Here is an 11432-nt window from a genome sequence, read left to right on the forward strand (position 1 = left end):
CACTGCGGGGCAACCCGGAATCAGACAGCGTCTGCGGCCGGAAACACGAACGCGCCCACCCTCTCGGGCGGGCGCGTTCGAATCGCGTTCCGTGACAGCGGCCGGTGTCAGCCGCGGCGCATGAAGTCCGGCACGTCGACCTCGTAGTCGTCGGCGTCCGGCGGCTGGATGTGGCCGCGGTTGTTGCTCGCCACCGTCGGGTCCACCACGGGCCGGGGCGCGCTGTAGGACGGGGCCGGACCGCGCTCGGCGATCGGCTGCGCGACGGGCGCGGGCTCCGGGCGCGCGGCCGGGGCGGGCTCGACCGCGCGGGCCGGGGTGTATTCGGTACTGCGGCTGACGCTTCCGGCGCTGGCGCTCGCGGTCGAGGTGCTCGACTGGGTGCCGGGGAACCGGCTGACCGCGGGTTCGATGCGGCGGGCGGGCCCGCTGCCGTCGAAGCCGGCGGCGATCACCGTGACCCGGACCTCGTCGCCGAGCGAATCGTCGATCACCGTTCCGAAGATGATGTTGGCCTCGATGTGCGCGGCCTCCTGCACCAGCGAGGCGGCCTCGTTGATCTCGAACAGGCCCAGATCCGAGCCGCCCGCGATGGAGAGCAGTACGCCGTGCGCGCCGTCCATGCTGGCTTCCAGCAGCGGTGAGTTGATCGCCGCCTCGGCCGCCTTCACCGAGCGGCCCTCGCCGCGCGCGGAGCCGATGCCCATGAGCGCCGAGCCCGCGCCGGACATGACCGACTTGACGTCGGCGAAGTCGACATTGATCAGACCCGGGGTGGTGATCAGGTCGGTGATGCCCTGAACACCGTTGAGCAGCACTTCGTCCGCGGAGCGGAAGGCGTCCATCAGGCTCACCGCGGCGTCGCCGAGCTGCAGCAGGCGGTCGTTGGGGATGACGATGAGGGTGTCGCAGGACTCGCGCAGGGCCTGGATGCCGGCCTCGGCCTGGTTGCTGCGGCGCTTGCCCTCGAACGAGAAGGGCCGGGTGACGACACCGATGGTGAGCGCGCCGAGCTTGCGGGCGATGGAGGCCACCACGGGCGCGCCGCCGGTGCCCGTGCCGCCGCCCTCGCCGGCGGTCACGAAGACCATGTCGGCGCCCTTGAGGACTTCCTCGATCTCGTCCTTGTGGTCCTCGGCGGCCTTGCGGCCGACCTCCGGATCGGCGCCGGCGCCGAGACCGCGGGTGAGTTCACGGCCGACATCGAGTTTCACATCGGCGTCCGACATCAACAACGCCTGCGCGTCGGTGTTGACCGCGATGAACTCGACTCCCTTGAGTCCCTGCTCGATCATCCGGTTGACGGCGTTCACGCCGCCGCCGCCGATACCGACGACCTTGATCACAGCAAGGTAGTTGTGCGGGGGCGTCATGGGCTCTCGCCTTCCTTCGATCTGAAACAGCTTGTGTCGTCTTCGGTTACTCGACATATAACGACGCAATGGTCTCGGTCCGATAAACCCTCAACCATAGCTTCAGCGTTATGTCAAGTATCCGACTGGTGCCGAACGGTATTCGCAGCCACCGCGTTACGGGCGCAGGCGCGCCGAAACGAGTGTCAGAATCTTGTGTGATTCGCCTCGTCCGACCCACCCGAGCATCGTATCGTGGACGGTTGCCCTTCGGTCCTGGATCGGGACCGACGGTGCCCTTCCGGCAAACCACCGAAAATTTCGGCGGCCCAATGGGTATCGCTCACTTTACCGTGACCAGATTCGGACTCGAAACATCGAATACCTTGCCCGGCTGGGAAAGCAGGGGTCCGACCACCGCGGCCTTGCGCGAGGAATCCACGGTTCCGCCCCACAGCACCGTGCGACCGTCACGCAACTCCAGGGCAATATCCGAAACCGAGCGGGCCACAACCGCTCCCACGCCGACCTGATCGCGCAGCGGAATCGGAATGGCGGCCATCACCGCCACCGCCGCCTTGGTCACCGGGTCCGTTCCGCCCGGATGCTCGGTCACCAGTTTCGGTACTCCGAGGCCGGGCGGCTCGATGGCGAATTCCACGCTGTCGCAATCGAGCAGATGGGCGCCATCGGGACTGTCGAAATACAGCACCGGGGTTCGCTCGGTGACCGTCACCCGGACCGTGGACGGGAAGACCCGCTGGACCCGGACCGAGCGGACCTTGGGCAGCCGGGAGACCTGTTCGGCCAGGGCATCGGTGTCCAGCCGGAGGATGGACAGGCCGTCGGGCACCTGCAAGGCTTGCCGCACCTGCTCTTCCGGCACCGCGGCCAGTCCGTCGACCTCGACCGTGCGCACCGACAGCATGGGAGTGAACCAGGCGACCAGTCCGAGCGCGATCAGGGCCACCGCACCCGCGAGCAACCCGATCCGCACCCCGCGCGACCGCCAGGCGATCGCGATCCGCGACTCCCGCGGCTCCCGGCCGCGTCTGAGCCGGGCCCGGCGGGCCGCCGCGCGTTCGGCGGACCCGGTGTCGCCGGTGGCCGGTTCGGCGGAATCGGTACCGCGCGTGCCGCTATCGGCCGCGGCCGTGTCGTAGGCGTCGTCCACGGCCGGAACCGTCCGCTCCAGCTCTCCCCCACCCGAGCCCATCGGCGCTCACCGCCCGTGCGAGGGTCGTGCGCGCAGCCCGTCCAGAATCTGGCTGCCCAGCATGGTCACATCGCCCGCGCCCATGGTGATCACCACGTCGCCGGGCCGCGCCAGCGCGCCCACCTGCTTACCGACCCGCGACATATCCGGCTGATAGTGCACGGGTTTGGTGACCGCGCTCGCGACCAGCGCGCCGTTCACACCCGGCAGCGGCTCCTCCCGCGCGCCGTACACGTCGAGCACCACGACCTCGTCGGCCAGCGACAGCGCCGCCCCGAACTCGGTCGCGAAAGTGGCGGTGCGGCTGTACAAGTGGGGCTGGAACACCACGATCACCCTCCCCGGCCGCGACCGCGCGCCGTCGCGCGCCTCCTGCGCGACCAGTTCGGCCGCCGCGGAGAGCACCGCGCGCACCTCGGTCGGGTGGTGGGCGTAGTCGTCGAAGACGCGCACGCCGTTCTCGCGCCCGGTGAGCTGGAAGCGGCGGTGCACACCGCCGAAACCCTCCAGCCCCTGGATGATTTCGCCCAGATCGGCGCCGGTGGCACGGGCGGCCAGCAGCGCGCCGAGCGCGTTGAGCGCCATGTGCCGGCCCGGCACCGACAGCCGCAGGGTGCGCGGCGCGGACTCGTCGGAGAGCTGGAACACCGCGACGCCGCCGACGTCGCGCGGCTCCCACGAGAGCAACCGCGCGCCGACCGTCAGCCCGAGCTCGGCGAAATCACCCGAGCCGTAACCGATCACCTGGATCCCGCGCGGGTCCTCGGCCAGCCGGGCCGCCGAGCGCTGCGCCAGGCCCAGCGAGCCCGGGTCGTCCAGGCACACCACCAGGCGGCCGCCCGATTCGAGCCGGTCGACGAAGTCGTCGAAGACCTGCACGTAGGCCTCGTCGGTGCCGAAGTAGTCCAGGTGGTCGGATTCGATATTGGTGACTACCGCGACATCGGGGGCGTACTGCAGCAGCGAGCCGTCGCTCTCGTCGGCCTCGGCCACGAAGATGCCGCCGGTGCCGTGGTGGGCGTTGGTGCCCGCCTCGTTGAGCTCGCCGCCGACCGCGAAGGACGGGTCGAGTCCGCAGTGCTGCAATGCCACCACCAGCATGGAGGTGGTGGAGGTCTTGCCGTGGGTGCCCGACACCAGCAGCGTCTTGTGCCCCTGCATGAGCGAGGCCAGCACCGCCGGGCGCAGCAGCACCGGCACCCCGCGCCGATGGGCTTCCACCAGTTCGGGATTGGTCTTGGGGATGGCGGCGTAGGTGGTCACCACCGCGGTGGGCCCGCCGGGCAGCAGGTCCAGCGCCGAGGCGTCGTGGCCGATGCGCACCTGCGCGCCGCGCGCCCGCAGGGCCAGCACGCCGCGGCTCTCCTTGGCGTCGGAACCGGACACCATGCCGCCGCGTGACAGAAGAATTCGGGCGATACCGGACATACCGGCACCACCGATGCCGATCATGTGCACGCGCCGCAGATGCTCGGGTAGATCGGTGTGAGCTTCCGCGGTACCCACATCACTGTCCGGCCGCTCCACTGTCACCTCGAATTACCCCGTTCCCTGGCGTGTTTCATCGGATAGTTGGGCTCCCAGGCCCGGGTACTGCGCCACGATTCCGTGGAGCGGCTGGTGCGCCGGGCCGAATCCGAATCTACCGACCGCCGCGAGGATGATTCCGCCGAGCCGCCCCGGCCCCGCCCCGAGGGTAGCGCGCGCTTCTGCGGCGCGGACTTCACCTTCGCGTTCGCCTTCGGCTTGCCGGTCGCCTTGGACTTACCTGTCGCCTTGGACTTGGCGCGGGCGCGCGCGGCCCGGGCGGGCGAGTAGATGTCGGGTTTGGGCAGCCGCAGCAGACGGCTGAACCGGCCGTCCTGCCCGGCGTGCAGCGCCGCCACCGCCTCCGGCTCGTGCCGGGCGGCATTGGCGATGATGCCGAACATGAACAGGGTGATCGCCAGCGAGGAGCCGCCCGCGGAGACCAGCGGCAGCTGCAGACCGGTCACCGGCAGCAAACCCACCACGTAGCCGACATTGATCAGCGCCTGCCCGGTGATCCAGGTGGTGGCCGAGGCGGTCAGCAGCCGGATGAACGGATCCACCGACCGCGAGGCGATCCGCAGGCCCGTGTACACGAACAGCGCGAACAGCCCGAGCACCAGCGCGCAGCCGAGGAAGCCGAGCTCCTCGCCGATGATGGCGAAGATGAAGTCGTTGTGCGCGTTGGGGAGATAGCTCCACTTGGCGCGCGACTGGCCCAGGCCGCGACCCCAGATACCGCCGTCGGCAAGGGAATACATGGCCTGGCGGGCCTGGTAGCCGATGCCCTGCGGATCGTCGCCCGGATTGAAGAAGGCGCGCATGCGGTCCGAGCGATACCCGGCCGAGAGCGCGAGGATGGAGGCCGCCACCACGCCCGACACCGCGATGGTGACGAACATGCGCAGCGGCAGCCCACCGAACCACAGCAGCGAGGTCAGCACGATGCCGAGCGCGATGGTGGTGGACAGGTTCGGCTCGAGCACCACCAGCAGACAGACCAGCAGTCCGGCCGGCACCAGCGGCATGAGAATGTCCTTGTACCCGGCCTTCTCGGACTGCCGCGACGCCAGCAGGTGCGAACCCCACACCACCAGCGTCACTTTCGCGATCTCCGAGGGCTGCACCGACACCACGCCCAGGTCGAACCAGCGCTGCGAACCCTGCACCTTGGTGCCGACGCCGGGAATCAGCACCAGCACCAGCAGCACCACCGACAGCGCGAACACCGGGAACGACAGCTGCCGCATCACCCGCATGGGGATGCGCAACGCGATGTAGAACAGCACCGCGCCGACCGCGGCCAGCACCGCCTGGGTGAAGAACAGCGAATAGGCCGAGCCGCCACCGGCGTAGGACTCCACGCTGGAGGCCGAGAGCACCATGACCAGCCCGAGCACGGTGAGCAGTACCGCGATCGCCACCACCAGGTGGAACGACGCCAGCGGGCGGGCCAGCCACGCAACGAACCATCCGGTTCGTAGACGCTGTGGGCCCTTGTTCCCGACCCGCCGCTCACCTCCTGGCGCGGCCCGCCGCGGTGTCGCCGCTGTCACTCTGTTCTCCCGATGTCCTTCTCGTCCAGGGCCTGCACGGCGGCCGCGAAACTGCGCCCGCGGTGCGTGTAGTCGGCGAACATGTCCAGGGATGCCGCGGCCGGAGCCAGCAGCACGGTATCGCCGCGATGGGCGAAACCGGCCGCCACGCGGACCGCGCGCGCCATCACCGCTTCGGGCTCGATCTCGGTGAAGGGGTCACCCATTCGAGCATCGTCCCCCGAATTCAGCTCCACCACCGGGACATCGGGGGCGTGTCGCGCGAGTGCGGCCGCGATCACGGCCGCGTCCTGCCCGAACAGCACGGCCGCGACCAGGTGTTCGCGGCACTCCTCGATGAGGTCCTCGACGCCCGCGCCCTTCAGCTGACCGCCGGCCACCCAGATCACGTTGGGGTGGGCCAGGATCGACGAACGCGCGGCGTGCGGGTTGGTGGCCTTGGAGTCGTCGACGAACTCCACGCCCGACAACTCGCGCACGAAGGCCGCCCGGTGCGGACCGACCCGATGCTCCTGCAAGCCCTCCTTGACGAACTGCGGGGCCACGTCGATGGACCGGGTGAGCGCGGCCGCGGCCAGCGCGTCGGCCACGCCCGCCGGACCCTGCGGACTGATGTCGCCGGTCTCGGCCAGGATGGCGGCCTTGGTGAAGGCGCGGTCGAGCAGCTTGCCGTCCACCACGCCCAGCTCGCCGTCGGCGGGCACGCCGATGCGGAAGCCGACGGTGCGGCGCGCCTTGGACTTGCGGGCCAGCGCCGCGGCCACCTGATCGTCGAGGCCGACCACGCCGACCCGGCCGGTCAGCGCGCGCGCCTTGGCGGCGGCATAGGCGTCCAGGCCGCCGTGCCAATCCAGGTGATCCTCGGCCACATTCAGCACCACCCCGGCCTCGGGGCGGACCGACGGAGCCCAGTGCAGCTGGAACGAGGACAGTTCCACGGCCAGGATCTGCGGGCCGGGATTGCGGCGCAGCGCGTCCAGGATGGGCAGCCCGATATTGCCGCAGGCCACCGACGGGATGCCGGCGGCACGCAGGATCGAGTGCGTCATCTGGGTGGTGGTGGTCTTGCCGTTGGTGCCGGTGATCACCAGCCACTTGCGGACCGGACCGTAGATACGGGCCTGGTCCACCCACCACGCGAACTCGACGTCACCCCACACCGGGATGCCCTCGGTCACCGCGGACGCCAGCACCGGCGAATCCGGCCGCCAGCCCGGGCTGGTGATGACCAGCGCGAAGCGGCGCAGCGCATCCGGTTCCAGCAGATCCGCGCTGGTGGCGGTGCCCAGACCCAGTTCGGCGGCCTCGGCCAGCGCCTTGGCGCCGCTGTCGGTGACCACCGGCCGCGCACCGATATCGCGCAGCGGTTCGATCAGCGAACGCCCGGAGACACCCCACCCGGCGACCAGAACGTCACGGCCACGCAGGAATTCGAGCATGGGCCCCGGCGACCGCAGGACCCTCGGAGAATGTTCGGCCATTGCTGTCTCACCCTGCCGCAGAGAGGTATTCGCTGTAGAACAGGCCCAGTCCGATCGCCGAGGCCATACCGGCCAGCAACCAGAACCGGATGATCACCGAGGTCTCGGCCCACCCGCTCAGCTCGAAGTGGTGATGGAACGGTGCCATCTTGAACAAGCGATTACGGGTCGCGCGGAACACCGCCACCTGCAGCACCACCGAGGTGGTCTCGGCCACGAACAGCGCGCCGATGACGACCATCAGCAGCTCGGTGCGGGTGGTGATGGACAGGCCCGCGAGCAGGCCGCCCAGCATCAGCGAACCGGTGTCGCCCATGAAGATCTTGGCGGGCGCGGCATTCCACCACAGGAAGCCGATACAGGCCGCACCGCCCGCCGCGCACACCAGCGCCAGGTCGAGCGGATCACGCACCTGGTAGCAGCCCGCCACCGCGTGCGCGGAGCAGGAGTTACGCCACTGCCAGAAGGTGATGATCATGTACGCGCCCAGCACCAGGCTCATCGAGCCCGCGGCCAGACCGTCCAGGCCGTCGGTCAGGTTCACCGCGTTGGACCAGGCCACCACGATGAGGCAGACGAACGCCAGGAACACCACCACGCTCATCGACAGCGTGTTGATGTCGCGGGTGTATGACAGCCGCTTGTCGCCGGGGGTGAGGCCGTGAATGTTCTTGAACTGCAAGGCCAGGACACCGAACACCACCGCCGAGGTGAGCTGGCCGATGTACTTCCCGGCCGCGGTCAGACCCAGGTTGCGCTGCTTGCGCAGCTTGATCAGGTCGTCGGTGAAGCCGACGAAACCCAGCGCGGTGGCCAGGCCCATGACCAGCAGGCCCGAGGCCGAGGGGCCCGGCTCGCCGTAGGTCATGGAGATCAGGTGCGAGCCCAGGTAACCGGCCCACATACCGATGATGATGGCGACGCCGCCCATGGTCGGGGTGCCGCGCTTGGCCTTGTGGCTCTCCGGGCCGTCGACCCGGATCTCCTGGCCGAAGCCCTGCTTGGCGAAATAGCGGATCACCACGGGGGTGAGCAGAATCGAAACGGCCAGCGCGATCGCGGCCGACAAGAGAATCTGGGTCATCGAGCGGCCTCCTGCTCCGCACCGATCAGGTGTTCGGCGACGGTCCACAGACCGACGGACTTGGATGCCTTGACCAGCACCACCGCGCCCGGCTCGAGTTCTTCGTCGAGCAGCGCGATGGCCGAGTCGATATCGGGCACGTGGATGGCTTCCTCACCCCACGAGCCCTCCTGCACGGCGCCCTGGAACATGGCGCGCACCGGACGACCCTGACCGACCACGATCAGCCGGTCCACGTCCAGGCGCACCACCAGGCGGCCGATCTTGTCGTGTTCGAGAACGGATTCCTCGCCCAGTTCACCCATTTCGCCGAGCACCGCCCAGCTGGGCCGCGGCTCGGCCCCGGCGCGGGACATGGTGACCAGCGCCTTGAGCGCGGCACGGACCGAATCCGGGTTGGCGTTGTAGGAGTCGTTGACGACGGTGACGCCGTCGGCGCGGGTGCGCACGTCCATACGGCGGGCCGAGACGGCGGCCGCGCCGGCCAGCGCCGCCGCGACGGTCGCGAGATCCGCGCCCTGGTCGAGGGCGACGGCGGCCGCGGACAGGGCGTTGCCGACCTGGTGCTCGCCGGACACGGCCAGCTGGACGTCGACCGATTCGCCGTTGGCGTGCAGCGTGAATCGGGCGCGCGCCTGCTCGTCGAGCACGACGTCGGCGGCGCGCACGTCGGCCGAGGACGCCAGGCCCACGGTCACCACCCGGGCGGCGGTGCGCCCGGCCATCTTCGCGACCAGGTGGTCGTCGGCGTTCAGCACCGCCAGCCCGGAGACCGGAAGCGCCTCGACCAGTTCACCCTTGGTCTGCGCGATCACCTCTCGGCTGCCGAACTCACCCAGGTGCGCGGTGCCGACATTCAGCACGACGCCGACACCGGGCGGAGCGATCTCGGTGAGCGCCTTGATGTGTCCCGGGCCGCGAGCCGACAGCTCCAGCACCAGGAACCGGGTCTGCGCGTCGGCGCGCAGCGCCGTCCACGGGTGGCCGAGCTCGTTGTTGAACGAACCGGGCGGGGCCACAACGGATCCCAGCGGCGCGAGCACGGCCGCGATCAGATCCTTGGTGGAGGTCTTGCCGGACGAGCCGGTCACCCCGACCACGGTCAGGCTCCCGGCCCGCACCAGCCGGTCCACGCTGGCGCGGGCCAGCGCGGCCAGCGCGTCCAGCACCGCCGCGCCGGAGCCGTCGGTGTCGTGGGCCAGTGCGATGGCGCGGGTGTTCCCGGGGTGGGGCTCCACCACGATGGCGGGCACCCCGACCGGCCGCGCGGCGAGCACCGCGACCGCGCCCTGCGCGACGGCCTGCGCCGCGAAGTCGTGGCCGTCGGCGCGCTCACCCGGCAGCGCCAGGAACAGGTCACCGGAACCGATTCGGCGCGAGTCGAATTCGGCCGAGCCGGTGACCTTCGCCTCGGGATCGGCGACGTCGTGCAGCGTGCCGCCCACGACCTCCGCGATCTCCCGCAAAGTCATCTCGATCATGAATGCGTCAGGTCCCTCGTCTTTTCCGACAGGGCGGCCGCGAGTACCTCACGGTCGTCGAACGGCTGCTTCACGCCTGCAATCTCCTGCCCTGTCTCATGTCCCTTGCCCGCGACCAGCACCGCGTCCCCGGGCCGCGCCCAGTTCACGGCGGCGTGGATCGCGGCCGCCCGGTCCCCGACCTCCCGGACCTCACCGCGTTCCGCGTCCGGCACCTGTTCGGCCCCGGCGAGCACCGCGGCGCGGATGGCGGCCGGGTCCTCGCTGCGCGGATTGTCGTCGGTAATGATGGCCAGGTCGCTGCCGCGCGCCGCCGCCGCACCCATGAGGGGCCGCTTGCCGGCATCGCGATCACCGCCCGCGCCCACCACCACGGCCAGACGTCCCGTCCCCTTCTCGGCCAACCACGTGCGCAGGGTGGCCACGACCGATTCGATCGCGGCGGGCTTGTGCGCGTAGTCCACCACGGCCAGAAACTCCTGACCCCTATCCACCCGCTGCATGCGGCCCGGCACGTCGACCTCGCCGAGCGCCGCTGCGGAAGTCTCGATATCGGCGCCCGCCGCCGCGCAGACCGCGACCGCCAGCAGCCCGTTGGCGATGTTGTACGCGCCCGGAAGCCGCAACCGCACATCCACATTGACACCCGGCCCCGACGCGGTGAATTCCTGGGTGCCGCCGGTCCCGGCGGTCGCCTCGCCCGCGGTCCAGTCGGCCGGCGCGCCCGCGCGGGTCGCCACGGTGCGCACGCGGCCGGTGGTATCACCGGATTCGGCTGCCAGGCAGTCGGATACATCGCCCGCCAAGCGCCGGCCCCACTCGTCGTCCACGCAGATCACCGCCGTGCGCGCGGCCACCGAGGGGCGCGACCCGGCGGCGGTGTCCGGGCCGTCGGGAATGAACAGGCGGCGCTTGGCCGCGAAGTAGTCCTCGAAGTCGGCGTGGAAGTCGAGATGGTCCTGGGACAGGTTGGTGAACGCGCCGACCGCGAAGCTCACCCCGTCCACCCGGCCCAGCGCCAGCGCATGGCTCGACACCTCCATCACCACCGCGTCCACGCCCTGCTCGACCATGACCGCGAACATGGCGTGCAGCTGCGGGGCCTCGGGGGTGGTGAGCGCCGAGGGCACCCGGACCCCGCCGATGCGGGTCTCGATGGTGCCGATCAGCGCGGTGCGCAGCCCCGACGCGGCCAGCCCGGCCTCCACCAGATAGGAGGTGGTGGTCTTGCCGGAGGTGCCGGTGATACCGATGATGCGCAGTTTGCGAGACGGATCACCGTACAGGGCCGAGGACAACTCGCCGAGAATCGTGCGCGGCGCGGCGTGCACCAGCACGGGGACGGCGATCTCGCCGATCAGCTCCGCACCCGCCGGATCGGTGAGGACCGCGACCGCGCCGCGCGCCACCGCGTCGGCGGCGTAGCGCGCGCCATGGGAATGCCCACCGGCCAGACCGGCGAACAGATCTCCCGGCAGCACCGCGTTCGACCGCTGCTCGATACCCGTGACCTGGATGTCCTGCAAACCTGCCGCGGACCCGGCGGGCGTCGCGCCCGTCAGCTCCGAGACCGTGCGCAAGCTGGTCGCCGCCGGTGCGGCGGGCCGGAACACCTGCGGGCTGGACTGCGCGGGCACGAAGCTCCTCTCACGGGCGGGTTTCATATGTAGAAAAGATCCGGACGACCGGATCGACGTGTCAGGTTACCTGTGTTCGATTGCCGTGCGATCGGCAC

General features: G+C 70.3%; 8 protein-coding genes. All 8 read right to left on the reverse strand.

From position 1 onward, the window contains the following. Positions 1-107: 107 nt before the first annotated feature. Entirely contained in the window at positions 108-1373 is a 1266-nt protein-coding gene (gene ftsZ, locus ACQPYY_RS23700; protein ID WP_379106466.1) for a cell division protein FtsZ, read from the reverse strand. Between the two features lie 322 nt (positions 1374-1695). Further along, positions 1696-2568, reverse strand: a complete 873-nt coding sequence (locus ACQPYY_RS23705; protein ID WP_433591034.1) for a cell division protein FtsQ/DivIB — start codon at positions 2566-2568, stop codon at positions 1696-1698. A gap of 6 nt (positions 2569-2574) precedes the next feature. Then, a complete protein-coding gene (gene murC / locus ACQPYY_RS23710; RefSeq protein WP_379106658.1) occupies positions 2575-4020 on the reverse strand; it encodes a UDP-N-acetylmuramate--L-alanine ligase in 1446 nt (481 codons plus the stop codon). Between the two features lie 77 nt (positions 4021-4097). Next, on the reverse strand, positions 4098-5651 hold the full coding sequence (gene ftsW / locus ACQPYY_RS23715) for a putative lipid II flippase FtsW (protein WP_433591035.1): 1554 nt from the start codon (positions 5649-5651) through the stop codon (positions 4098-4100). Beyond that, a complete protein-coding gene (gene murD / locus ACQPYY_RS23720) occupies positions 5648-7090 on the reverse strand; it encodes a UDP-N-acetylmuramoyl-L-alanine--D-glutamate ligase (RefSeq protein ID WP_379106660.1) in 1443 nt (480 codons plus the stop codon). Before murD ends, ftsW begins: the two co-directional genes overlap by 4 nt. A 49-nt stretch (positions 7091-7139) precedes the next feature. After that, positions 7140-8216 (reverse strand): phospho-N-acetylmuramoyl-pentapeptide-transferase, encoded by a 1077-nt coding sequence (mraY, locus tag ACQPYY_RS23725; RefSeq protein ID WP_357287437.1) that lies wholly within the window; start codon positions 8214-8216, stop codon positions 7140-7142. After that, positions 8213-9697: a UDP-N-acetylmuramoyl-tripeptide--D-alanyl-D-alanine ligase gene (locus ACQPYY_RS23730; protein ID WP_433591036.1), complete on the reverse strand. Its 1485-nt coding sequence runs from the start codon at positions 9695-9697 to the stop codon at positions 8213-8215. The genes mraY and ACQPYY_RS23730 overlap by 4 nt, the downstream gene beginning before the upstream one ends. After that, a complete protein-coding gene (locus ACQPYY_RS23735) occupies positions 9694-11361 on the reverse strand; it encodes a UDP-N-acetylmuramoyl-L-alanyl-D-glutamate--2,6-diaminopimelate ligase (RefSeq protein WP_433591037.1) in 1668 nt (555 codons plus the stop codon). The genes ACQPYY_RS23730 and ACQPYY_RS23735 overlap by 4 nt, the downstream gene beginning before the upstream one ends. Between the last annotated feature and the right edge of the window lie 71 nt (positions 11362-11432).

It is taken from the genome of Nocardia sp. CA-145437, assembly GCF_050956485.1.
Lineage (GTDB): Bacteria > Actinomycetota > Actinomycetes > Mycobacteriales > Mycobacteriaceae > Nocardia.

What these genes read in the sequence shown, in the direction of transcription:
- murC (WP_379106658.1), bottom strand. Translation starts at nt 4,020, where the DNA reads ATGATCGGCATCGGTGGTGCCGGTATGTCCGGTATCGCCCGAATTCTT.
- ACQPYY_RS23735 (WP_433591037.1), bottom strand. Translation starts at nt 11,361, where the DNA reads ATGAAACCCGCCCGTGAGAGGAGCTTCGTGCCCGCGCAGTCCAGCCCG.
- mraY (WP_357287437.1), bottom strand. Translation starts at nt 8,216, where the DNA reads ATGACCCAGATTCTCTTGTCGGCCGCGATCGCGCTGGCCGTTTCGATT.
- ftsZ (WP_379106466.1), bottom strand. Translation starts at nt 1,373, where the DNA reads ATGACGCCCCCGCACAACTACCTTGCTGTGATCAAGGTCGTCGGTATC.
- murD (WP_379106660.1), bottom strand. Translation starts at nt 7,090, where the DNA reads ATGCTCGAATTCCTGCGTGGCCGTGACGTTCTGGTCGCCGGGTGGGGT.
- ACQPYY_RS23730 (WP_433591036.1), bottom strand. Translation starts at nt 9,697, where the DNA reads ATGATCGAGATGACTTTGCGGGAGATCGCGGAGGTCGTGGGCGGCACG.
- ACQPYY_RS23705 (WP_433591034.1), bottom strand. Translation starts at nt 2,568, where the DNA reads ATGGGCTCGGGTGGGGGAGAGCTGGAGCGGACGGTTCCGGCCGTGGAC.